General features: G+C 69.4%; 24 protein-coding genes and 1 tRNA gene. 17 read left to right on the top strand and 8 right to left on the bottom strand.

Annotated elements, in window-relative coordinates:
* Window positions 1-36 precede the first annotated feature (36 nt).
* From AHOG_RS17360 to AHOG_RS17300, 14 genes are all read left to right on the top strand, one after another.
* The gene (locus AHOG_RS17360) at window positions 37-288 is read left to right on the top strand and encodes a hypothetical protein (protein WP_093942298.1); all 252 of its coding nucleotides are present in this window, start codon (window positions 37-39) and stop codon (window positions 286-288) included.
* A 16-nt stretch (window positions 289-304) separates the two neighbouring features.
* Window positions 305-526 carry a hypothetical protein gene (locus tag AHOG_RS17355; protein WP_157736878.1) on the top strand — a complete coding sequence of 74 codons (222 nt, stop codon included), beginning with the start codon at window positions 305-307 and terminating at the stop codon, window positions 524-526.
* Between the two features lie 357 nt (window positions 527-883).
* Entirely contained in the window at window positions 884-1,033 is a 150-nt protein-coding gene (locus AHOG_RS28700; protein WP_157736877.1) for a hypothetical protein, read from the top strand.
* A complete protein-coding gene (locus tag AHOG_RS17350; RefSeq protein ID WP_093942296.1) occupies window positions 1,030-1,254 on the top strand; it encodes a WhiB family transcriptional regulator in 225 nt (74 codons plus the stop codon). The genes AHOG_RS28700 and AHOG_RS17350 overlap by 4 nt, the downstream gene beginning before the upstream one ends.
* A 94-nt stretch (window positions 1,255-1,348) precedes the next feature.
* Window positions 1,349-1,687, top strand: a complete 339-nt coding sequence (locus tag AHOG_RS17345; RefSeq protein ID WP_245856279.1) for a hypothetical protein — start codon at window positions 1,349-1,351, stop codon at window positions 1,685-1,687.
* A gap of 488 nt (window positions 1,688-2,175) precedes the next feature.
* Complete coding sequence (locus AHOG_RS30010; RefSeq protein WP_245856278.1) at window positions 2,176-2,622, top strand: hypothetical protein; 447 nt, start codon at window positions 2,176-2,178, stop codon at window positions 2,620-2,622.
* Window positions 2,619-4,814 (top strand): hypothetical protein, encoded by a 2,196-nt coding sequence (locus AHOG_RS17335; protein WP_093942294.1) that lies wholly within the window; start codon window positions 2,619-2,621, stop codon window positions 4,812-4,814. The genes AHOG_RS30010 and AHOG_RS17335 overlap by 4 nt, the downstream gene beginning before the upstream one ends.
* A 397-nt stretch (window positions 4,815-5,211) precedes the next feature.
* A complete protein-coding gene (locus AHOG_RS17325; protein WP_093942292.1) occupies window positions 5,212-5,637 on the top strand; it encodes a RapZ C-terminal domain-containing protein in 426 nt (141 codons plus the stop codon).
* Window positions 5,638-5,733: 96 nt separating this feature from the next.
* The gene (locus AHOG_RS17320; RefSeq protein WP_093942291.1) at window positions 5,734-6,117 is read left to right on the top strand and encodes a hypothetical protein; all 384 of its coding nucleotides are present in this window, start codon (window positions 5,734-5,736) and stop codon (window positions 6,115-6,117) included.
* Window positions 6,114-6,362, top strand: a complete 249-nt coding sequence (locus AHOG_RS17315) for a hypothetical protein (RefSeq protein WP_093942290.1) — start codon at window positions 6,114-6,116, stop codon at window positions 6,360-6,362. Before AHOG_RS17320 ends, AHOG_RS17315 begins: the two co-directional genes overlap by 4 nt.
* Window positions 6,359-7,342 (top strand): bifunctional DNA primase/polymerase, encoded by a 984-nt coding sequence (locus AHOG_RS17310; protein WP_157736876.1) that lies wholly within the window; start codon window positions 6,359-6,361, stop codon window positions 7,340-7,342. Before AHOG_RS17315 ends, AHOG_RS17310 begins: the two co-directional genes overlap by 4 nt.
* A 172-nt stretch (window positions 7,343-7,514) precedes the next feature.
* Window positions 7,515-7,670 carry a hypothetical protein gene (locus tag AHOG_RS28695; protein ID WP_157736875.1) on the top strand — a complete coding sequence of 52 codons (156 nt, stop codon included), beginning with the start codon at window positions 7,515-7,517 and terminating at the stop codon, window positions 7,668-7,670.
* A gap of 200 nt (window positions 7,671-7,870) precedes the next feature.
* A complete protein-coding gene (locus tag AHOG_RS17305; protein ID WP_093942288.1) occupies window positions 7,871-9,115 on the top strand; it encodes a DUF3631 domain-containing protein in 1,245 nt (414 codons plus the stop codon).
* Window positions 9,115-10,320, top strand: coding sequence for a tyrosine-type recombinase/integrase (locus AHOG_RS17300; protein ID WP_093944542.1), 1,206 nt, complete (start codon window positions 9,115-9,117; stop codon window positions 10,318-10,320). Before AHOG_RS17305 ends, AHOG_RS17300 begins: the two co-directional genes overlap by 1 nt.
* Window positions 10,321-10,401: 81 nt before the next feature.
* Here AHOG_RS17300 and AHOG_RS17295 read toward each other — a convergent pair.
* Window positions 10,402-10,475: transfer RNA gene (locus tag AHOG_RS17295), tRNA-Pro, on the bottom strand.
* 869 nt (window positions 10,476-11,344) lie between these two features.
* Here AHOG_RS17295 and AHOG_RS17290 point away from each other — a divergent pair.
* Window positions 11,345-12,271, top strand: a complete 927-nt coding sequence (locus AHOG_RS17290) for an aminoglycoside phosphotransferase family protein (protein ID WP_093942287.1) — start codon at window positions 11,345-11,347, stop codon at window positions 12,269-12,271.
* On the opposite strand, the gene AHOG_RS30550 is transcribed toward AHOG_RS17290, so the two are convergent.
* On the bottom strand, window positions 12,246-12,932 hold the full coding sequence (locus tag AHOG_RS30550) for an RNA polymerase sigma factor (protein ID WP_093942286.1): 687 nt from the start codon (window positions 12,930-12,932) through the stop codon (window positions 12,246-12,248). The two genes, AHOG_RS17290 and AHOG_RS30550, sit on opposite strands and share 26 nt — an antisense overlap.
* 441 nt (window positions 12,933-13,373) lie before the next feature.
* On the bottom strand, window positions 13,374-14,006 hold the full coding sequence (locus AHOG_RS17280; RefSeq protein WP_093942285.1) for a TetR/AcrR family transcriptional regulator: 633 nt from the start codon (window positions 14,004-14,006) through the stop codon (window positions 13,374-13,376).
* A 72-nt stretch (window positions 14,007-14,078) separates the two neighbouring features.
* Here AHOG_RS17280 and AHOG_RS17275 point away from each other — a divergent pair, with 72 nt between their 5' ends.
* Entirely contained in the window at window positions 14,079-14,921 is an 843-nt protein-coding gene (locus tag AHOG_RS17275) for an alpha/beta hydrolase (protein WP_093942284.1), read from the top strand.
* 17 nt (window positions 14,922-14,938) lie between these two features.
* On the opposite strand, the gene AHOG_RS30545 is transcribed toward AHOG_RS17275, so the two are convergent.
* The 3 genes from AHOG_RS30545 to AHOG_RS17260 all read right to left on the bottom strand — a co-directional run bounded on the left by AHOG_RS30545 (window position 14,939) and on the right by AHOG_RS17260 (window position 17,193).
* Window positions 14,939-15,478 (bottom strand): GNAT family N-acetyltransferase, encoded by a 540-nt coding sequence (locus AHOG_RS30545; protein ID WP_211290429.1) that lies wholly within the window; start codon window positions 15,476-15,478, stop codon window positions 14,939-14,941.
* 231 nt (window positions 15,479-15,709) lie between these two features.
* The gene (locus tag AHOG_RS17265) at window positions 15,710-16,288 is read right to left on the bottom strand and encodes a hypothetical protein (RefSeq protein WP_093942283.1); all 579 of its coding nucleotides are present in this window, start codon (window positions 16,286-16,288) and stop codon (window positions 15,710-15,712) included.
* A complete protein-coding gene (locus tag AHOG_RS17260; protein WP_093942282.1) occupies window positions 16,255-17,193 on the bottom strand; it encodes a hypothetical protein in 939 nt (312 codons plus the stop codon). The genes AHOG_RS17265 and AHOG_RS17260 overlap by 34 nt, the downstream gene beginning before the upstream one ends.
* A 103-nt stretch (window positions 17,194-17,296) precedes the next feature.
* Between AHOG_RS17260 and AHOG_RS17255 the strand changes: the two genes are divergently transcribed.
* On the top strand, window positions 17,297-18,115 hold the full coding sequence (locus AHOG_RS17255) for a hypothetical protein (protein ID WP_157736874.1): 819 nt from the start codon (window positions 17,297-17,299) through the stop codon (window positions 18,113-18,115).
* A gap of 154 nt (window positions 18,116-18,269) precedes the next feature.
* Here AHOG_RS17255 and AHOG_RS17250 read toward each other — a convergent pair whose 3' ends face one another.
* Both AHOG_RS17250 and AHOG_RS17245 read right to left on the bottom strand, forming a co-directional pair.
* Window positions 18,270-18,938, bottom strand: a complete 669-nt coding sequence (locus AHOG_RS17250; protein WP_157736873.1) for an HAD family hydrolase — start codon at window positions 18,936-18,938, stop codon at window positions 18,270-18,272.
* A 255-nt stretch (window positions 18,939-19,193) separates the two neighbouring features.
* Window positions 19,194-20,489 (bottom strand): SMI1/KNR4 family protein, encoded by a 1,296-nt coding sequence (locus AHOG_RS17245; protein WP_093942279.1) that lies wholly within the window; start codon window positions 20,487-20,489, stop codon window positions 19,194-19,196.
* Between the last annotated feature and the right edge of the window lie 663 nt (window positions 20,490-21,152).

Raw genomic sequence — 21,152 nt, 5'->3', positions numbered from 1 at the left:
GGCGTCGAGATCAAGAATCACGAAGGGATCATCAGCATGTCTTTCCTGGGATCGGTCGGAAAGAATCTGTCGCGCAAGGCGATCGAGAAGGCGCGGGGCAAGCTGGCCAGTCGCGGTGCCCGGCCCACCTGCATCAAGTGCGGTAAGCCGTCGGCGCCGGTCGGGAAGAAGGGAGACTTCGACGCGACCTGCGGCGGGGGCCGCTGCCACAAGTGGGTCCAGGACGGCATCCGCCGCAGCGATCCCGTTGTCCTGCGAAAGATCGGATTCGACGCCGACGATCTGTGAGAATGGAGAACGTGTGATGGCGAAGAATTTCGGAGTGACCGACGACGGGTCGGGCGGATTCTGGGTTCGCGTGCACGGGAACGCGGGAATGGTTCTTCTCAGCGTGAGCAAATCTGGCCGGGTGATCACCGCGTCGGGTGCGGCGGTGAGCGACGCCGACATGAAAGCGGTTCTTCACGTTCTGGCGTGCATGGGGAAGACGGCACTCGCGAACAGGGTCAAGAGGCAGATGACATGACGCGGATTGCTGCTGGTCGACTCGCTGTGGGAGATCGATTCCTGGAAGACCGTATCCGCATGCCGGTGAGAATCACCAACGTTCGCCGTTTCAGTGACTGTGTCGAACTCGGGATCGAGGCGGCCGGGACGGCTGGTGCGAACCACTACAGCCTGACGAGCGTGATCTACAAGACCGCGAAGATCGTACAGAAATTGTAATGCCCCGGCCCGGCGGGCTTCCGCCAAGAAATCCCCGCCGGGCCGGGCTTCTTCCCTCCCATCCGATGAAAGGGAACTACCGATGGTACAGCGAATATCACCCTCACCCGCACGCCTGGTCCTACGGTGGCTGACCGTCCCGGCCGGAGTTGCTTACGTGCTGATCACCGTGGCCACCCTGGCCGCGCGCATCGTGGCCGTCACCGCCGGCCTGATCGCCGAGGTCGCCGACCGGCTCGCAGCCGCCGGGGACATCGCCCGCGCCGATGCTCACCTGACGGCGCGACCCGACGGGGGGTTGCGATGACCCGCGACTGGCGTAGCAAGGGCGAGTGCCGCAAGCACGACCCGGAGGTGTTCTTCCCAGTCAGTTTCCGAGGAGTGCAGAACGCCAAGCAGATCTGCGGCCGGTGCCCGATCACCGAGCAGTGTTTGACCTGGGCCTTGACCACGGGTGAGGACCACGGCATCTGGGGCGGGACCACGTCTGAGGAGCGGCGTGCTCTGCGGCGGAAGAAGGCCGCGTGATGGCGGAGGACCCGGACCGCACTGACAGCGTCCACGGCCACCTCATCGATGAGGTGATGCGCCGGATGGAAGAGATGCGCAAGCGGGACAAGCGATGACCGGCGGGCACGTCGGCCTGGTCGTCGTCGGAGTGGCAATCATGCTCGCCGGTCTCGGCCTGGTCGCGGTGTGGCGATCCGCGCGCCGAACGGTGCGCACCGCCGAGCGAACCACACGGGAGATCACCCGGATGACCGTCGGTGCCCTGCGCACCGTGGTGGCCGCCGTGGTGATCGTGGCCATCCAGTACACGGTCCTCACCGCCGAAGTCGGCCTGGTGTGGCACTGGTGCGTGCTGGCCGTCCCCGGCCTGCTCGCCGGGGCCGCCACCGCGCGACTTCTTGGAGCCACCACCGACACCCGACCGATGCTCGTGAGAGGAGTCCGACGATGACGACACAGACCAAGGGGAGCGCGTACCCACCCGCCATCGCGGACTTGCTACCGCGTGCGCGCGAGATTGCCGACGAACTCGGGTCTGTTCCGAGCCGGAACCGCGTCATGCGTGAGTTCCGCATCGGTGGGCCGAAGGCGACGGCGATCGTGGATGTGCTGCGGGCCGACGCCGAGCGGACCACCGAGAGCGGACCGGCTCGGCTTCACCTCGTCCAGAGTACCGATGCCGACGAGTCGACGGCTGCACCGACCGGCGGTGAGGCTGCACCGACCGGCGGTGAGGCTGCACCGACCGGCGGTGAGGCTGCACCGACCGGCGGTGAGGACGCACCGACCGGCGGTGAGGACGCAGGAGCAGACCCGGAGTCTGATCCGGACACGACTGTTGTCCCGTCGAGCACGGCACCACGTGACGACAACGCCGAGCAGGTGACGCCAGAGCAGGTCAGACCAGTCGTAGACCCAGGCACGCCCGCTCCGGTCGAGGTGCGAGAACGACCGAGGAAGCCCCCGGCAGCGTGGCCGGTGCTGCTGTTGGCGCTGCCCGCGTTCGTCGCGATCTGGTCGGGCTGGGTCGGTCTGGGCGAGCTGACGGGGTTCGGGGTTGTGAACCCGCTGCCGGGGATCTGGGACTCGCTGGCGCTGAACACCGCGATCACTCTCCCAATCGGGATGGAGGTCTACGCGGCCTACGCCTTGCGGGTCTGGCTCTCTGGTGACGTTCCGCCCGAGGCACGCAGGTTCGCTCAGGTGTCTGCGATCGGGTCTCTGATCGTGGGTGCGGCGGGACAGGTGGCCTATCACCTCATGGTCGCGGCGGGCATCACTGCCGCGCCGTGGCCGATCACTGTGGTCGTCGCGTGTCTGCCGGTGGCCGTACTCGGGATGGGCGCCGCCTTGGCACATCTGCTGCACGCACGGAGACACCGATGAGCGCGCAGGCGCACCCCGCCGACGATGAGGGACGCGACAACGTCGTTCCGTTCCCGTCGTCGGCGGGTCATGACGAACAACCCACCACCGCACCCGCCGAGTCGGGTGCGGTGGTGGGGCCGGTGCTGCACGGTGAACTCGTCGACGCCCCCCCGGTGCCGCCGACGGTGCTACCTCCATGGCTGCGGGATCGGGCCACGGCCTCGGCGACGGTGCGATGGGCGGCGGACTTCGCCGGGCGGCACGCCCTGTTCCACTTGGTCCGGCTGCCGGTGTACGGCGCGCGCATCGCTTGGTGGACCGTCCGTGGGGCGGTCATCGCGGTGGGACGGGGGTGGCGGTGGATCACGGCGCGCGATGAGTTCGCCGACGAGATCCGCGCCCACCGCACGGCGGGACGCCTGGCCGAGGCGCGGGAGCTGAACGCGCTGCGGCGGGAGGTGCGTCGCGGACGGATGAGGCTGAGCGCGGTCGGTCTCCTCGTCGGTGCCGGTGGTATCGGTGCCGCGTGGGTCTGGCTGCCCGCGTTCGGCACCTGGGCGACCCTCACCAGCTTTGCCGCCGTGGGTGGTGCGGCGTGGCTGGGGCATCCGGTGGGCGCTCCCATCGCGACGGCGGCGCCTTCTCTGCCTACTCGGGTGGATATGACCGCCGACATGCTCACGGCCGCTCTGCGGGCGGCCGGGCTGGTCAAGGGAGAGGCGACACCGGCGTTGGTGACGCCGATCCTGCGGGACGGTCGCGGGTGGGCGACGACGTTCGACCTGCCGCGCGGCGGCGGGAAGACCGCCGCCGACGTCCTGTCCCGCCGCGACACCGTGGCCGCCGAACTCGGAGTCGACGAGATCCAGGTATTGATGTGGCGGGTTCGCGCCGCTGCCGGCGGACACGCGGGCCGGGTCGGACTGTGGGTGGCCGACGACGACCCGTACCTCGGTACGCCCACGCCGTCGCCGTTGGTCGACGCCCCGCGGTTCTCGATCTGGGAGCCCATCCCCTTCGGACAGGACGCACGCGGACGCCGCATCGACCTGTCGTTGATGTGGCAGTCGATGTTCTTCGGCGGCTTGCCACGCCGGGGCAAGACGTTCGCTCAACGGCTGCCCAGTGCCGCCGGGGTACTCGATCCGTGGGTGCGGCACTACGTCGCCGACGGCAAGGGCGGAGCGGACTGGATGCCCATGCGGTCGGTCGCCCACCGCCTGGTCATCGGCGCCGAGGATGAGGCGATCGCCCGGTTCATCGCGATGGTGGACGAGCTGATCGTCGAGATGGGACGGCGGTTCACCGTTCTGGGCTCCCTGCCGATGTCGGTGTGTCCTGAGGGCAAGCTGACGCCGGAGATCAGCCGCAAGTACGACATGCCCGTCACGATGATCACTATCGATGAGTTGCAGGAGTATCTGTCCGCGATGGACAGCAAGACCCGTGAGGAGGTCGTCGAGAAGCTGTGCAGATTGGCGCGTCGTGCCCCGGCGGCCGGGTTCATCCTCAACGCCGCGAGCCAGCGGCCCGACGCAGACTCCGTGCCGACGAAGCTCCGGGAAATCATCACCTACCGGTACTGCACACAGGTCGTCGACCGCACCTCGTCAGACATGGTGTTGGGCAAGGGCAAGGCCGCCCAGGGCGCGGACGCATCGATCCTGTCCGAGGACCACAAGGGCGTCGGGGTATTGGTCACCGGACCGGGGAGCTTCGAGATCCCCCGGTGCGACTTCATGGACGTCCCCACGTTCGCTGTCATCTGTGCTCGTGGCCGGGTGCTGCGGCAGAACGAGGGGACGTTGACCGGGGACGCCGCCGAGGACACGGTGGCCGCCGCCGAGGCGGCCGGGGTGGAGATCCCGCCCGTGCTGGCCGACGTGCTGTACGTCATGCACGGCGTGGCCCGGATGCACACGACCACGATCCTCGATCGGCTCGCCAACGCCGACGAACACCGGTACGGCGGCTACACGCCCGAGCGTCTGGCGGTCGAGCTGGAACGCGCCGGCGTCGAGCGGACCGGCACTCAGGTCAAGATCGACGGCACCAACCGGGCCGGGTACCGCCGTGCCGATCTGGAAGCCGCCGTCCCGGCCGGGGCAACCCTTCCCCGACCGACTTCCGATACCGAGGGTGACGGAGTAAAGGGGGAGGGGTCTACCCGACCCGCTACCGACGGCGAGAGTCACACCGACGGCGGGTAACCCTCTCCCTCTACCCCGGTAGAGGCCCCGGTAGCCCCTTCCCACCAGCGCGGTAGCGGGAGGTAGAGGGGTCCGCCGCTGGCAAGCGAAACCCTGTGTCGAGCCGCTACGCGGCCATCTCATCCCAGAACCGGCGGTCACACAGTGCGTGACCGCCCGATGCCTCACACCCAACCGACAACTACAGAAAGTGACGAATCGCTATGTCTGACTCGGCGCGCTGCGACGTTCCCCGGTGGGACGGCAGCGGACAGTGCCCCGGCCGCCAGATGTGGGCCTGGCGGCACGGACGACCGGAATGCCACCTGCACATCTGCGACCGGCACTACCTCCTCCTCCCCGCCTCGCTCCGGCGTAGCTGGAAGCACATCGGAGACGACCAGTGGGGGGGCCTCTGATGAGCCGTCATGTCATGCCCGGCCGACGCGGCCACACCGTCGTCATCGGCTGGGACCGACCGCTGAACACGTTTTTCGCGCAAGTGTTCGACCCCGGCGGGGAGGTGATGATCGACCGGGGCGACGACCGCGACGTGATCAGCACCCCCGCCGACGCCATCGACCTCGACCTCACCGGACTGCACGCGACGGTCCGGGCCGTGGTGCTCCGCGCCCCAGGAGCGGCCGCGCTGGTCGACGAACTCACCGCCGACGTCGTAGCCCGGCCGACCGGGTCGGGTGTCCGTCTCGCGATCGGGTGCGCGGGCGGGCGACACCGCTCCGTCACGCTCGTCGAAGCGATCGCCGCTCGACTGCGCGAACGCGGCTACCTCGTGCGCATCACCCACCGTGACATCCACCGGCCCCGCGTCATCAAGCGATGACCGGAGATGTCCGGTCTCGGCTGCGTGCCGCCGCCCTCGTCGCCCGCGCCCGCTGCCTGCCCTGCACCCGACCAACACCCACGGGGAGATGCGATAATGATCGACTTCGACGAGCACGCCTGCCAGATGCCGGAGCTGCTGCGCTGGATACACCCTGCGCGTGATCCGCGACACCAGGACGTCCGCACCATCTGGGCGGAGGTCCCCCAACAGCACCGGGCGCCACTGACCGAGGGCTGCGGACAAGACCGTCCCTTCGTGCCTCTGCTGATCAAGGTGCGCTTCATCCGTCAGCAGGACGGTGACTGGTCGGTGTCCGTCACCATCGGCGGCCCGCAGATCCGCGCGAACGGCAGCATCGGCACCCGGCTGATCATCCGCTCCTACCGGACGCACGACCCGATGCCGATCTGGGCGGCTGACTACGTCCTCGACCACCACCCGGACACCACCCCGTCCCCGTCAAAGGTGACCCGATGACGACCGACACCCACCGACACCTCACGCCCGACGCCGCCGACATCGACGACTGCGCGCACTGCACCCCGGACGGCTGGTGCCACTACCACCGGGGATACCTGCGCGGATGGGTCGACGGCACGGCCCACATGACCCGCCGCTTCGGACGGTGCGGGGATTGCTTCGGCGGCGGCCTCGACCCGGTCGAGGGTCTTGAGCCGTGTCTCTGCGAGTCCTGTTGCGGCACCGGCCGCACGGCCCAATGACCCGTGACATCCGGTCCGCGCTCCGCTCCGCCGCCCTCGACGCGGCGGGGCGCGGCTGGCCGGTCTTTCCCCTGCGCGCACCGAACGACCCCATCGGGGCGAAGAAACCGGCCTCGTTCTTCCATGGCGGGGCGCGGTGTACCAGGCAGGGCTACTGCCGTGATGGGCATCAGGGTTGGGAGGAGTTGGCCATCACCGACCCCGACCGCATCGGGCGGGCGTGGTCCCGTGCCACCCACAACATCGGCATCGCCTGTGGTCGGGCGGGGCTGCTCGTGATCGACCTCGACCAGCCGAAACCGGGCGCCCTCCCGCCGAAGAACGCTGAAGCCGAGGGGGGATTCGCCTGGGGAGCCGACGCCCTGGCCGCGCTGTGCGAAAGGGAAGGCGGCGACTTCACGGCGATGTGGGAGACCCGCACCGTCACCACCCCGCGCGGCGGCATCCACCTGTACTACCAACAACCGCCCGGCGTGCGGCTCGGCAACACCCAAGACCCCGAACGGCTGATCGACACCAGGGGCCACGGCGGGTACGTCCTGGCCCCTGGGTCGATCACGCCTGACGGGGTCTACCGGCTCGTCGAAGACCTCCCCCCGGCGCCGTTGCCGGGGTGGCTAGCCCGACTACTGGCTCCCAGGCCGTCTACGGCCGTCTCACGGCGTCCTGTGAGGGCCGCAGAGCGTCTGCCAGCCTATGTGGACGCCGCCGTCCAGGGGGAGTGCGAACGGGTCGCCACGGCCGCACTGGGCGCGCACAGTCGTGTTCTGCTCGCCTCGTCGATCGCCCTCGGGCAGCTCTGCGGCGCAGGAGCACTCCCCCCGGCTACAGCCGCTTCTGATCTCGCCGACGCCGCGCGACACATGATCACCAACCCCAAATGCGACTGCACCGATCGCGAGATCACCCGCACCATCACCAACGGCCTCCGCCTCGGAAGCACCCGACCCCGCCGCATCCCCAACAGGAAAGCGGCATAGCTTGGTCGGTCCGAACAGGACTCAGAATCAGAAAGAAAAACCGTGACCACGGCCATTCTCACTGCTGACCTCGTTGTCCTCAACGCCCAGCCGCGACCCCCGAGGCCGCGTCGTGAGCTTCGCCGCCGTCCACCACGTCCTGAGTGGATCTGAGAAGTAGAAAGGACAGATCATGATGATGAAGCTTCGCCTCGTCGTCTCCGTCGACGACCAGGAGAGAGCACTGAACGCCGTACGTAAGGGATTCACCATCACCGGCCGCATCACCACGGACCCCACCCCCAGCCGCGCCGGCGTCATCATCCAACTCACCGCCGTACCTCGCTGAAACAATGAACGCCGCCTCCGGCGAGCACTACGCCAACTGTCCGAAAGTCAACGCGCCCGTCCCTCTCAAGCTGAAGAACCGTAAGGCGTGATTTAGGTGAACCCGTACGGAAACGGTCCGCACCTGTCTGGGGCGCGGACCGTTTCCGTATGCAATCCGCGAGGCTGCACTCCACACTGTGATTCAGAAAGGTCACTCCCATGCCCGACGGCGGCAGGATACTCGACGACATCCAGCGGTTCATCCAACGATTCAACGTATTCCCGTCCCAGCACTGCGCGCCCATGCTGGCACTGTGGTATGCACACACGCACCTTGCCCATCAGTTCTACGTCACCCCGCGACTTATCCTCTCCAGCGCCGAACCCGGGAGCGGCAAGACCCGCGTCCTCGAAGTCGCGCAATTCCTGGTGTACCGGCCCGAGATGATCCTCTCCCCCTCGACGGCGGCCTTGTTCCGCATGATCACCGAGAAGCCGTTGACCATTCTCTTCGACGAGGTCGACACCGTCTTCAATCCGAAAGCCTCCGGGACCGAGGACCTACGCGGAATGCTCAACGCTGGATACAAGCGGACGGCGACCATTCCGCGCTGTGTCACAGAGAACGGCACGGTGCGCGTGGAGAAGTTGCGGGTCTACTCCCCGGCCGCGCTGGCCGGGATCGCCGGACACATGCCGACTACCATCACCACCCGCGCAATCACCGTCCACATGCGGCGACGCGGCCCCGGCGAAACCGTCGAACCCTTCCGGGAACAGACCGTGGAAGCCGAGGCAGTCCCCCTGCGGGACGCCCTCGCCGGCTGGGCCGCCTCGATCGCCGACACCATCGGCGCGACCGTCCCCACCATGCCCGACGGCGTCACCGACCGCCCCGCCGAGATCTGGGAACCACTGCTGGCCATCGCTGAAGCCGCCGGTGGGGACTGGCCCGAGACGGCCCGTGCTGCGTGCAGGCATTTCGTGATCGAGTCCGCCACGGCCGAGGAAGCCTCCCTCGGTGTGCGCCTGCTCGCCGACATCCGCGCGATCTACCAGCGCGACCAGGTCGACAGGATGCCCACCGCGCGGCTGCTCTGGGAACTCAACGACATGGAGGAAGCGCCCTGGGGTGACCTTCACGGCAAGCCCCTCGACGGACGTCGACTCGCGAAGGAACTCGGCAGGTATGGCGTGAAACCGACCGTCTTCCGCGACGGCGGCAAGACGCCTCGTGGGTACACGGAGGCGGGGGAGACCGGCCTGTCTGACGCCTGGTCTCGCTACCTCCCTCCCGACACCCGCAACGAGCGAAACATCCGCAACACCGCAGGTCAGCTTGTTGCACTCCCCGACCGTGTTGCGGATACATCCGCAACACCCGATTCAGCCGCAACGGCTCTGACCAGCAATGTTGCGGATGTTTCGCATGTTGCGCCCCCTCAGGAAGGGTGGAGTGCCTGATGGCCATCCCGCAGGTCCCGCCCCCCGCAATGAAGCTCAGCGGGGACATCGAACTGCTCAACAGGCCGACCCCGTACCGTGCGCGGGTGCGGTGGACTGACCCGCACACGAAGAGGCGCCTGTCTCGCTCGGAGTCGTTCCACAGCCTCGAAGCGGCTCAGAAATGGATTGATGAGCTTAAGAAGGCAGCACAAGGCGGGGTGAATCCGCTTATGGCTACGATGTCTCTGGCTGAATTCGGCGAGTCAGTGATGGACTTGGCAACGCGTGGTCTGGAAAAGAAGACGCTCGATCCGTATCGCGCCGGATGGCGGAAGCGTGTCGTCCCAACACTGGGGCACATTCCGGTTCGCATGATCACCAACGGGGTCGTGGATCGCGGCCTGCGATCATGGATCGCCGACGAATGTGGTCGGTCGACGGTGAAGAATTCGTTGGCAATTCTGGTGCGAATCATGGAACAGGCTGTGCGTGATGGCATCATTGATCGAAATCCGGCGCGCGTCACCGGGTGGCAACATGAGTTCCGGCAGGCCGAGGATGAACTCGACGACCCTCGTTCGTTGGCTCTGCCGGATTGGGATGCGTTGGTTCGTTTGTCGAGCGCACTCGTTGAACGATCAGCCGATGGTTACCAGGGGTGGGGCGACGTGGTGACGTTCGCTGCGTGCACTGCCGCCCGGATCGGTGAAGTGTCCGGCGTTCGAGTGGGAGACATCGATCGGAAGTCCTGGCGGTGGACGGTGTGCAGACAGACGACCTCAGGCCCCGGGGGGCTGATGGACAAGGGCACCAAAGGGAAGCGGCGGCGGTGGGTTCCATTGATCGGCGAGATCCGCGATCTCGTCGCTAAGAGGCTCGACGCGGCGGGACCGGACCCGGAAGCGCGTGTGTTCACTGGTCCCCGGGATGGTCGAATCTCAACGGCGGTTCTAAGGGACGCGACGCACTGGGACGACGTTGTGGCGAAGCTGGGATTCGAGCATCTCCGGCGCCACGATCTGCGGCACACGGGACTGACGTGGATGGCCGATGCGGGTGTGCCGGTACATGTCCTCCGCCTCATCGCGGGACACGGGTCGCTGTCGACGACGCAGCGGTACCTCCACCCGGACCGCCAATCCTTCGACGACGCGGGAACGGCCCTCAGCGCCCACTTGGCCGCCCGTCGGTCCACAGGTGGTCCACAACTGCGCGCGGTCTAGATCAACACCGACACTGACACCACGATACGAAAAGCCCCGCTGACCTGGGCTTTCGCCTGGTTCAGCGGGGCTTCGTGACCGTCGGGACGACAGGATTTGAACCTGCGACCCCTTGACCCCCAGTCAAGTGCGCTACCAAGCTGCGCCACGTCCCGGCCGCACCTCATCGGTGCCTCATAAGAGTACAACATCCGCAGCGGCGTGCGCGCAGGCCCCCCGAATTGCCGTTGACCTGCGACGACAGCATTCTCGCGGCGGATCGTGAGCACCCGGACGATTCGGCGGGCCGTGGCCCTGTGGGCCGACGGCTCGCCAGCCGAAGGGTGGCGCTCGACGCGCCCGTGTTCCTCCCTGTCTCGTGCGCCGACGGAGCGTCAGTGCGCCTCGGTCAGCGAGACCGGCTCGCGGCGGGTATGCCGTACTGGTGGCGGCGCGTCGGTCGGGGGCCTCCGGTGCCTGCTCGTGCCACGCTTCGTTGTTCGGGGTGGTCGAATGGAGGAATAATCCGCTTGCGTTTCCGGCGAGGGAGGGAGAAGTGCCGCAGTCGCGGCGAGATGGCGGTTCATGGCACTGATACGTGCTGATACATGCTTTCCTCAGGCAGCCGTCATGCCGTCGATTCGACGGAGCGGGTCACGTCGAGTGTCGCTGCGCGACGACGGGTCGATGGGTCGGGTGCCGGCGGGAATCGGTCGATGGGGGAGCGCGATCGCTTCTTCCCCGGGAGACGGGCGATGACACCGCCATTCGGTGAGCGCGCTGGACCCTGATCACGGCTTGTCGGTGCAGGCGTCATCGACGACGGCTGGACGTCCGGAGACATCGTCGCGAGCGCCATCCCCCAGAGGGACGTCGGCGCGCACCGCTCAGAGGCCGCTCTTCGCGAAAGCGTGCTGACCGCCAAAGCTGAATCGGCAGGGCTTCGTATGGCCGGGTGATCCCGGCGGAGCCTCCAGAACCATCCCGTGCCGCAGTCGGGCGAAAATCCGTTGCCGTCGTCGACGGCGCCTAGGACGATTTCAGCATGGGCCCACCTTCTGCGGACGGCCGCGCAGGCATCGACGCCGCACTCGTGAGACGGTTGATCGCCGTGCAGTTCCCGCAGTGGAGCGGCTTGGCGGTGACCCCTGTCGAGGTCGACGGCTGGGATAACCGAACCTACCGGCTCGGCGATCAGATGACGGTGCGGCTGCCGACCGCGGCAGGGTATGTGCCCGCCGTGGCGAAGGAGAGTCGCTGGCTGCCTCGGCTGGCGCCCTCGCTGCCCCTTCCCGTGCCGGTCGTGCTGGCCGAGGGCGCCCCGGGCGAGGGATATCCGTTCCCCTGGTCCGTGCGAGGATGGTTGCCTGGCCGGACGGCCCATGCCGAGAACATTCGGGACATGTCGCGGTTCGCGGTGTCGGTGGCGGAGTTCCTCGGCGCCCTCCGACGCTGCGACACCACCGGGGGTCCGCACGCCGGGGCGCACAGTTGGTACCGCGGCGCCCCGCCCGCTCACTACGACGACGAGACCCGCCGCTGCCTGGCCGCGCTCGAAGGACAGGTCGACACGATCCGGGCGACCGCGGTCTGGGAGGCCGCCCTGGCCGCCGAGCACACCGGCGAGCCCGTGTGGTTCCACGGTGACATCGCCTTCGGAAACCTTCTCGTCGCGGACGGAGAGCTGGCGGCCGTCATCGACTTCGGCACCTGCGGTGTCGGTGATCCCGCCTGTGACCTGGTGATCGCCTGGACGATGTTCGCGGGCGAGAGCAGGCGCGCCTTCCGACACATGATGGACCTCGACGAGGGCGCCTGGGCCCGTGCGCGTGGCTGGGCGTTGTGGAAGGCGTTGCTGACCCTTGCCAACAGTATCGACACCAACCCCGCGCTGGCCGCCGTCAACCGGCACGTGATCGGCGAGGTCTTGGCCGACCACGGACGCGTCACCGGGCGCGGTGATCAGGACTAGCCATGTCACACACCCGAGTCCGCCGCGGCGCATGACGGCGATCCTCGCCCGGCCGGCCGCACCGGTGATGGTCGCTGCGTCGGCGAGCAGACGGCCGGCGTAGTCCGGGGCGGCATCGGTCGGAAGCCTCGAGCCTCGTTCCATGTCGCAGCGCCGCCGTGGGCGGCCAGTGCGGCCGCCCGGACTGTTCCGGGGCGCCTCGACGCTCGCCCGAGGTGCTCGGCGGGACGGCGCCTCGGCGGCGTGGTGGGTTCGGATCGGTTAGGTCGCGCCCGCCGGGTACGCCGAGGTGCGAGCGGAGCCGCGGGACACCGGCGCCCCATCGGCACGACGTGCTCCCGCGGCGACGGCACGCTGTCGTGCGCCGCAGCCGGAAGGGCTCCGCAGATCGTGATTCGCAGGCTGCCGGTAGGCCGGGGGCGGTGGTGACGGGGTCTCTGGCGCGTGTTCTGGTGATGTCGACCGCCTTGCGGTCGGCGATGGTGATGAGCCAGGCCTGGACAGCGGCGGTGCGGTGGAGGTCGGGGTATGTGCGTAGGGCGGCGAGGGAGGTCTCCGACCAGGCATCTTCGGCGTCTGTCTGACCGAGGACGGCTCGACACACGCGTAGCACCAGGGGCCCGTGCTCGGTGACGATCTGCTCGAAGGGCTTCGGGCTCATACCAGGTAGACGTGCGGGCGCGGTGGAACGTGAGATGCGGGATGCGCGATGACCCGATCGATGTCGACGTCCGGTCGAGGCGCCCGGCGTCGTCGCCGAGGGGAGAGGGCGGGATCTGCGCGTGTCCGGCGGCGGGACCGTGTGTCTGGCCGAGATCGCGAGGTGTCGGACGCCGCGTGCCCCGTGTGCGCCCCGCCGCCCTTCTCCCGCCCGCCGCCTCGTGCGGCAGGCGGCCGGACCACGTCGACGACGGGTTCGTCGGTTCGGCGGTCCGGATACCGATACCGGACGGCTTCGTCAGCATGTCGAGGGCTTCACCCGAGGCGTGGACCATGCCTCTGGGCCCCATGACCGAGCGATGATGCGGCCGCGCCCGGCCTCGCGCTGCCACGCCCCGCGATGGATCGGCTCGCGGCCGAGACGCCGTCCGCTCGGCGGTCGTCACAGGTCCGTTCGCGGACCTCGTCGATCCGGTCGAGCCTGGTCGAGGAGCTCGAAACCCCGGCCGACCTGCTCGCGTACGTCCCGCTCGATGTCGGCCGGGTGCGCGTCCCCGACGAGTCCGTCCCGGAGGATGTCGTGGCGCAGCATGAGCAGGCCGACCACGAGTGCGGCCCACGGCCGGGAGCCCTCGGCCCGTGCCAGTGGCTCCAGCCAGGAGTGCAGGACGGCGGACCGGCGGGTGGACAGCGTCGGGGAGTCCCGTTCGCATCGGCTCCAGGCGCGCATCGCCGCCCACTCCGCGGCGCTGACGGACGCCCATGCCCGATGGTCGGCGAGAAGCGGGCCGTCGAGTGCGAGCGGTCGGATCGCGTCCTCTGGAGTGGTCGTCGTCGATCTTCCCGCGATCGTCGCCACCAGTGCGTCGAGGACGGCGGGCTCCGCGTCGAAGAAGAGATCCTCCTTGGCACCGAAGTAGTTCGTCACCGTCTTCACGGAGACGTCGGCGGCAGCGGCGATCTGCGCGAGCGTCACGTTCTCGAAGCCGTCGCGTTCGAAGAGCCGTGTCGCCCGGTCGGAGATGCACTGGCGGGTCGCCCTGCGCTTGCGCTCACGCAGCCCAATTTCTTCCATGAAGAAAAAGTTACCACGGTAGTATGTTTGCGCCCGTCTCGCACCGCACCACCCGACCCCGAAGAAGGACCGATGAGCACAGCCACCCTGCGCGTCTCCCGGCGTCGACTCCCGTCGACCGCCGTCGGGGAGGACGTCGAGTACCGCGTCCTCGTCCCCTCGGACCACCGCGACGGCGAACGGCTGCCCCTGCTGCTCCACCTGCATGGGGCGCTGTCCTCCTCGGCGTCCCTGGAGCAGGCTCGTCCGCTCTACCAGCAGCTGTTCGACGTCGGCGAGTTCCCTCGCGCGGTCGTGGCCTGCCCGAGCACGCCGACCAGCGACGGCTTCTACCTTGATCGAGCCGGCGGTCCGCGGTGGGAGTCGCTCGTCGGCGACGAGCTCCCCGCACACCTCGCGGCGACCGTCGGCCCGCTCGGCGGTACGGCGCTGCTGGGTGCGTCGATGGGCGGCTATGGAGCGCTGAAGATCGCCTTCGCCGCTCCGGAGCGATTCGCCGCGGTGGTGGCGCTGTCGCCCGCCGTGTTCCCCGGCGAGACTCCCGTCTCGGTTCCCGAGGCGAACCGGCCTTCGATCCTCGGCGAGCTGCACGCCGCCATGGGCGCCGACCTCGCCACGTATCAGGGCAACTGCGTCCACGGACGTGCCCGGCGGCATGCCGCGGAACTTCGCGCCGGTGGACTCGCGATCCTCCTCGACTGCGGCGCCGCCGACGAGTTCCTGCTTCATCACGGCGCCGCCCACCTGCACGGAATCTTGACGGAACTCGGCATTGCACACTCGTTCCGCCTCGTCGAGGGGGCGGGCCACGTGGGGCATGCGGCGGAGGCTCGGACCAGGGACGCCATCCGATTCGTCGGCGCCGCCATCACGGCGCTCGGCGCACCGGAGCCCGCCGGTTCATCGACCGTGTGACGCAGGGCGTCCGTGCGCTAGCGGTCGTGCGGCCGCGGGTCCGCCGTCCTCGTCGGCGAGGGCGGAGAGCCGACGCCGTCGAGAATCCTGGTCGACGCAGGGTTGACGCGCGGATCTCGTCCGTCGACATAAGGGCGTGCGGCACATGGCCGCAGCGTCGATAGAGCCGCAACGCGGCGGTATCGCGGACGCCGGTCTCCAGCAGCATCCGTGTCGCGCCGCCGATCTGGGCGTGCCGTGAGGCCGCGTAGGACACGGCGGCCGATGCCCGCGCCTCGATGCGACCTGGACACGTACATCCGCTTGACCTCCGCAGTCCGGCGGTCGAGCAGCCGGATGCCGCCGCACGCCACCGCCATGCCGTCCAGGCGCGCCACGACGAACAGTCCGCGCGGCGGGTCGAAATGGTCTCCGGGTGTGTCGTCCGGGTCGTCGGCGAAGCCGTACAGGTCGAGCTGTTCTCCATAAAGGGCCCGAACGAGACGCCGGGCTTCGACACCGTGGTATCGCACGGGCGTCAGCGTCGACGACGACGTGGCGGCGGTGCACGCGGTCATACGTTCGAGGGTTGCCCATGCCGGGCGGTCACCGCGTCGTCCGTCGGGGGACGGATCGGCGTGACCGGATCGGGCACTGCGCGTTGTGATCGCGACCCCGTTCGCCCCATGTGCCGAGAGGAACGATCGACGGCGCGCGCAGGGCTTCCGCATCCCGAGCGGCCGGCTCCGATGGGGGACACCGGCGTAGCGACGGGGCACGCGGACGGGAGTCGCAGGCGGCCGTCGAGCCTAAGAGCCCTGCAGGATGCCGATGCGGTAGCCGGTCCGGGCGTACAGGTCGTGCGCCCGTGCCGGATCGTGGCTGCGCATCGCCTCGGCGACCTCCTCGCCCGGAACGGCGATGCCCGAGTTGAACAAGCGGTCCGCCCTCATGATGTACACGAAGAACAGCGCGTAGGTCACCAGCGCGGCCACGACCGAGGCGATGTGGAGCGACACCGCCCACGTCTCGATGCCGCGCTGATATCCGGCCTCCCACACGGCGTCGCCGCCGAGTACGTAGATCGCGACGCCGAACATGCTCACGAACGGCAGGGCGAGGACCAGACTCGTGCCGCGTCCTCTCTCGACGATCCACCGCAGTCGCAGGCACAGTGCGACCCATAACGCGGCGCTGCCCGCCAGACAGAGGGCGTGGAGGGCCACGAGCCCCACCTGCCAGGAGACCATCGTCGGGAAGGCCGACGGGGTGACGGCGAGGGCGAGCGCGCCGATGCCCGCGCAGAGGACGGCGATGACGGCGGGCACCCAGCGCCCCGCGTGGCCCCTCGGCGTCAGCCCGTCGGCGCCCACCCAGGCGGGCCGCACCGGACCGGCTCCGGTGTCGCCGTGGGCGGGAGAGCGCAGCGACTCCGGATCGGCGGCGAACGGCGTCCGACGAGTCTGCGTCGCAGGAAGACACGCATCGGATCGTCCGGTGCGTCGGGGTCGACCCGGACGTCGAACTCGCCGCCTCGGGCGGGCGCCCAGCATGGATAGTCGGTGAACCGCACGGACTCGCGGCGCGGACCGCTCGAATCGGTCCACTCGAGCGTCATCCGCAGGACGGGCAGCCCGTCCAACCACGTGTCCACCGGCTCGACTTCGGTCACCACGGCGACCCGGTGTTCACCGTGCCCGATCACCTCGGCGCGGCGCCGCTCGGCGCGTCGCAACCAGTCGCGCCCGATCGCCAGCTTCCGCGCGGCGTCGATCAGAATCAGGACGGCCACGCCTGCCGTGAGGACGGCGACCAGGACCGCGGCGGCACGGCCCAGCGGACCCGCCTCGGAGGCCGGTGCCGCCCAGAGGCCGATGACGGCGACGACCCAGCCGACGAGCCACCCCGCCGCCGAGGCGACTCGGCTCGCGGGATGCGAGTGGCCGGGGCTCCGGCTGACGTTGTGAGTCTGTGTAAGGGAGGCCTGTGCGTATCCGTAGACCTTGCGGGCAGGTCCACCGGAGATCTGGTGCCAGCAGATCGCGACGACCGGCATGAACAGATACGCGGCCGTCGGCAGCATCGGCCCGGGCAGTCGGAGGTCGAACCAGTCGGTGCCCAGCAGCAGCGCCAGCGTGACCCCGACGAACAATGCCCCGAACGCCGCCCACAAGGCGCTCAGAATCAGCAGTTGATGGCGTCGACTCGTGCGATAGGAACGTTGCAGCACAGGAGAGACGGGCTCGACGAACGTGTCCAGTTCCGGCTGGGCAAGTCGTAATTCGAACGTCATGCGGCCCCCCTTGCGTCGAGTAGGCGGTCGACGACGGCTACTCGATTTCTCGGATTGATGTCATTGCCCATGACACTATGGCTTCCTGGGGAAGAAGGGGGTCGTGATGGAGACACGGTGGCCGGGGAATCCGCAGGGAATCTGGGACACGGTGGACGACGACGGCTCCCGGCTGTGGGTCCCGAGCGCCGAGTCGCTGCCGAAGTGGGACTCCCCACGAGAGCTGCTCCGCGAGTACGTCATCGTGCCCGCCTGGTGGCAGCGCGCCGTCCTGCTGTTCATCGCGCTCTTCGTCGCCGCCGTGGCCCTGTTCTCCGGCGGCCTGGGCTTCGACGGGAATTCCACCGGTCCGGTGCGTCGGGTGCTCGCCGTCGTACTGATGGTGCTGGTCGTCGGGTCGGTGCTCGCCGCCGCCTGGCACTTCGTCTACCGAGAGATCCGCTGGCGACGGATGCGCGCCGAGTCGCTCGCACAGGCGTCGGAGACGCTTCGCGACCACGGCGTCCCGATCTGGGGACTGCTCGTCGGGAAGGTCCGACTGGGCGATCGCACCTCGGGACCCAACGGCACACCGGACGACATCCAGTTCATGTTCGATCTACGTGTTCCCCGCGAGACGCTGCGACGACAGCGGGCGGTCGTCACAGCCTGGGTCGACGCGGTCGCCGTCGCCGACACGAACGTTCCGAACGAGCTCGGCGCGGCGTTCGACGGGCGATTCTCGGTGCATTGTGCCGACGTGTTCGGCGAACGGCTGCGCGGCGTGTGGATGTGGCGCAAGGCCAGTGTCCTGCCGTACGAGGTCCTCGGCCTGTCGTATGTCGATCCGCGGGTCGCCGAGGAGTTCACCGACGACGACGCCGTGTTCCTGCGGAGGACTCCGCGCGAGCTGCGGCGGTTGTCGAGGATGGCGAACGCCTGAGCCTCGTCCGATCCGGGTTCGGTCGTCGCGGCGTCCGTGCCCCGGCCCCCGCGACGGCGGGCCGCGTCCGCGGCCGGGAACAGGCCGCGAGGGCGTCCTCGCTCCGGTCCGACAGGCGATCGCCGCCCCGGCACGCCCCGCGGGGGAGTTCCGGTCATGGCTGGTGTGGCGAGTCCGCGGAGTGGTCGCTGATGATGCGGAGCGCCTCGAGGACGGTGTCGACCTGGTACGCCGGCGGCGGCAGCCGTTCGGGCCACGCCCTGTCGCGGCGGACCCAGATGGTACGGGCTCCGGAGGACATCCCGCCCATCACGTCGCCGTCGGGATGGTCGCCGGTCATCCACGAGTCGGTCAGATCCGTGCCGCACCGGCGGGCGGCCAGGGCGAAGATCTCGGGGTCGGGTTTGCGGACGCCCGCCGCCTCGGAGACGACCCAGCCGTCGAGGACGGCGGTCAAGCCGGTGCCGTCCAGAACGGCATCCTGGAGCGCGGTGGGTCCGTTGGTGACGACGCCGACCCGCCAGCCGGCGGCCCGCAGCGCGGTGAGTCCGGCGAGCACCTCGCGTGGGCACGAGGCATGTCCGGGGTAGTCACGCCGAAAGTCCGCATACAGATCGTCGGCCGTCGCCGCCAGGCCGAACCGGTCACGCACCGTCTCGAAGAAGCGATCCAGGGGCAGCCGTCCGTCGTCGTCGATGGCGAGCAGCAGGCCGACCGCGTGGGCGCCTAAGGCGTGCGCGGCGCTGAACTCCCGTGCCCAGCGGTGAAACGCCTGCACGCGGTCCACCAGGGTGTTGTCCAGATCGAAGAGCGCGAGTCCCATGACATCCGACGTTACCGACGAAAGGCGACCGGCCTGCGTTCGGCGATCTGCCCGAGGCATCGTCGAGCCGGGTCCACAGTGGATGCCGGATCGTCGGCGAAGCAGCCCGCCTCGGTTCCCCGGCGCAGGGCGGGCGCCGCACAGACGCCCGTCCTGCGCCGTCGGGTTTCACGTCGCCGGTCGAGTGGTGGTCGAGACGCCGATCCAGTGGGCTCGCCGAACCCGCCCGACCGATCCCGCCCGTCGCAGGCCGGATCACGGTGCCGCGGCGGGAGCATCCGCGGCCGCGGCGGGGCCGTCCGGCGTCGACGGCCGGTCCGTCCAGTTCCCGACCACTCGACGCAGATTGATCAGCACCCCCTCGTCGGTCTCGGCGGCGAGCATGCCCGCCAGCCGGGGAAGCAGGCCTCGTTCGTCGCGCCGATCGGCCGTCTGGACCGCCAGGAGCCGCACGCGGGGATGCCCGTCGCGGAGTGCATGATCGAGAGCGCCGATCACGGAGTCACGGGCGTCGACGAGTCGAGCCGCGGCCGAGCCCCGGATGTGATGGTCCGTGTGGTCGAGAAGCGGCGCGACGGCTGCCGAGGTGAGTTCGCCGCTGTCGGCCAGGGCCCACAGGGCACGGTGGATCAGGTCACGGTCGTCATCGGCGAGCTGCGCCGTCGCCCGGGCGGCGAGGTCCGACGTGCGGTGGACGCGCAGCACGCTGATCGCCTCGGCTCGCACGGCGGCCTCCGGATCGGACAAGGCATTTCGTGCCGCGTCCTCGATGGCGATCCCGGCCCGCCAGGCGACGCCGAGGGCGGCGGTCCGAACGATCGCGGCGGGGTCCGTGGTCGCCGTCGCCAGCGCCCGCACGGCGGCCGGGGACAGGCGCGCGAGGTGAGCCAACGACGTCGCGGCGCGGGCTCGGCGGCTCGCGGCGGGGTCGGCGGCGAGGACACGGATCAGTGTCGCCTCGTCCCCGGGCAGCTTGGCGCCGAAGCCTGCGACGCGATGTCCCGCCAGGAGTTCGTCGAGCCAGCGTTCATACCAGTCGAGGAAGTCCCGATCCTCGAGGACGTAGGGCGGCACCGAGCCGTCGAGGTTGACGTTCACCAGCCGTCCCCGGCCCGGCCCGGTCACCACGAGCTGCGTGTAGTCGGCACAACCGTGGTGGACGACGGCCAGCGTGCCCTGAAGCGGATCGGGACGGTCGTCGGGTCCCCAGAAGTCGTCCCACCAGTCCTCGCCGTACTCGGCGCCCGGCACGAAGGGGCTCGGTTCGCGGAGTGCGCCGGGGAAGGAGTCCGAGACCTCGGCGTAGGCGTCCGACAGGCGGAGCAGCCCGTAGCTCGGCCCGGCCCCGCCGTCGCCGACCTCGAGGAGGAACCGTCGATAGCCGTCGGGCAGCGTGATGCCGTGCTCGGCCTCGAACGCGGCGACGGTCGACTCCGTCGACGGCGCGTTCAGCGTGTACTCGTGGTTCTTCGCTCCGAAGGACGTCAGGAGACGTGGATCGGCTCTCGCCCGCGACAGCTTCGCGATGATGCCCGCCGACCGGATGTCCATCGCCGCCTCGCCTTCGTCGGGGCTCCGCGCCCGCCTGTGCGGGATGCCACTGTGTCTAGTGTGGACGATGCGGGCCTGTCACCGCCTTCGGCGCGGAAGGTCGCTCGTCCACGCGGGACAGGCCGCCGCCGACCACGTCGACGCCGACGGTCCGTCAGGGCAGGCACGGGCTGCCTGAGTCTGGCGGGCGTGCCCTGAGGGCATCGCCTCGTTCGTCGGCAGGCTGTCCTCCGACGGCCGCCGACTCCTCGGCCGTGCGATTCCCCGGCCGTGCGGCGGGAATCTCACGGGCTCGCGCAGCGCGGCCGGCCCAGCGACCGGTGCGGTTCGGCCTCGGTCCGACGGCAGGACCCGCGACGTGACGGCGGCGACCACGGCCAGGACCGTGCCCGGACCCAGGGCGCCAGGGCGCCGAAGAGGGTCCCGGCGACCGAGGTCCGGGGCCGAACCGCGGTCAAAGTCGACGCAGGTCCACGGCTCGGGCGGCCGGCCGGCGGTCTGCCCGGAGGCGCCGAACGTCGGCAGCGGGGTGTCCGCGGCAGTGCCTCGACGTGGTCCGACGGCGCGGATGGACGATGCCATCGGGCCTCGACGCGCCGCGCCGACGTGAACGAGCCCGGTGTGTCCTCGTCGAGCGGTCACCGACGGTTCTCGCCGGACATC

The sequence above is a fragment of the Actinoalloteichus hoggarensis genome (assembly GCF_002234535.1).
In the GTDB taxonomy this organism is placed as follows: Bacteria; Actinomycetota; Actinomycetes; order Mycobacteriales; family Pseudonocardiaceae; genus Actinoalloteichus_A; species Actinoalloteichus_A hoggarensis.
This window is presented reverse-complemented; position numbering and strand designations above follow the sequence as displayed.

Bases quoted from the DNA above. Each gene is read 5' to 3' on its own strand.
- AHOG_RS17360 (WP_093942298.1), top strand. From the start codon at position 37: ATGTCTTTCCTGGGATCGGTCGGAAAGAATCTGTCGCGCAAGGCGATC.
- AHOG_RS17355 (WP_157736878.1), top strand. From the start codon at position 305: ATGGCGAAGAATTTCGGAGTGACCGACGACGGGTCGGGCGGATTCTGG.
- AHOG_RS17350 (WP_093942296.1), top strand. From the start codon at position 1,030: ATGACCCGCGACTGGCGTAGCAAGGGCGAGTGCCGCAAGCACGACCCG.
- AHOG_RS17345 (WP_245856279.1), top strand. From the start codon at position 1,349: ATGACCGGCGGGCACGTCGGCCTGGTCGTCGTCGGAGTGGCAATCATG.
- AHOG_RS17335 (WP_093942294.1), top strand. From the start codon at position 2,619: ATGAGCGCGCAGGCGCACCCCGCCGACGATGAGGGACGCGACAACGTC.
- AHOG_RS17325 (WP_093942292.1), top strand. From the start codon at position 5,212: ATGAGCCGTCATGTCATGCCCGGCCGACGCGGCCACACCGTCGTCATC.
- AHOG_RS17320 (WP_093942291.1), top strand. From the start codon at position 5,734: ATGATCGACTTCGACGAGCACGCCTGCCAGATGCCGGAGCTGCTGCGC.
- AHOG_RS17315 (WP_093942290.1), top strand. From the start codon at position 6,114: ATGACGACCGACACCCACCGACACCTCACGCCCGACGCCGCCGACATC.
- AHOG_RS17310 (WP_157736876.1), top strand. From the start codon at position 6,359: ATGACCCGTGACATCCGGTCCGCGCTCCGCTCCGCCGCCCTCGACGCG.
- AHOG_RS28695 (WP_157736875.1), top strand. From the start codon at position 7,515: ATGATGATGAAGCTTCGCCTCGTCGTCTCCGTCGACGACCAGGAGAGA.
- AHOG_RS17305 (WP_093942288.1), top strand. From the start codon at position 7,871: ATGCCCGACGGCGGCAGGATACTCGACGACATCCAGCGGTTCATCCAA.
- AHOG_RS17300 (WP_093944542.1), top strand. From the start codon at position 9,115: ATGGCCATCCCGCAGGTCCCGCCCCCCGCAATGAAGCTCAGCGGGGAC.
- AHOG_RS17290 (WP_093942287.1), top strand. From the start codon at position 11,345: ATGGGCCCACCTTCTGCGGACGGCCGCGCAGGCATCGACGCCGCACTC.
- AHOG_RS30550 (WP_093942286.1), bottom strand. From the start codon at position 12,932: ATGAGCCCGAAGCCCTTCGAGCAGATCGTCACCGAGCACGGGCCCCTG.
- AHOG_RS17280 (WP_093942285.1), bottom strand. From the start codon at position 14,006: ATGGAAGAAATTGGGCTGCGTGAGCGCAAGCGCAGGGCGACCCGCCAG.
- AHOG_RS17275 (WP_093942284.1), top strand. From the start codon at position 14,079: ATGAGCACAGCCACCCTGCGCGTCTCCCGGCGTCGACTCCCGTCGACC.
- AHOG_RS30545 (WP_211290429.1), bottom strand. From the start codon at position 15,478: ATGACCGCGTGCACCGCCGCCACGTCGTCGTCGACGCTGACGCCCGTG.
- AHOG_RS17260 (WP_093942282.1), bottom strand. From the start codon at position 17,193: ATGACGTTCGAATTACGACTTGCCCAGCCGGAACTGGACACGTTCGTC.
- AHOG_RS17250 (WP_157736873.1), bottom strand. From the start codon at position 18,938: ATGGGACTCGCGCTCTTCGATCTGGACAACACCCTGGTGGACCGCGTG.
- AHOG_RS17245 (WP_093942279.1), bottom strand. From the start codon at position 20,489: ATGGACATCCGGTCGGCGGGCATCATCGCGAAGCTGTCGCGGGCGAGA.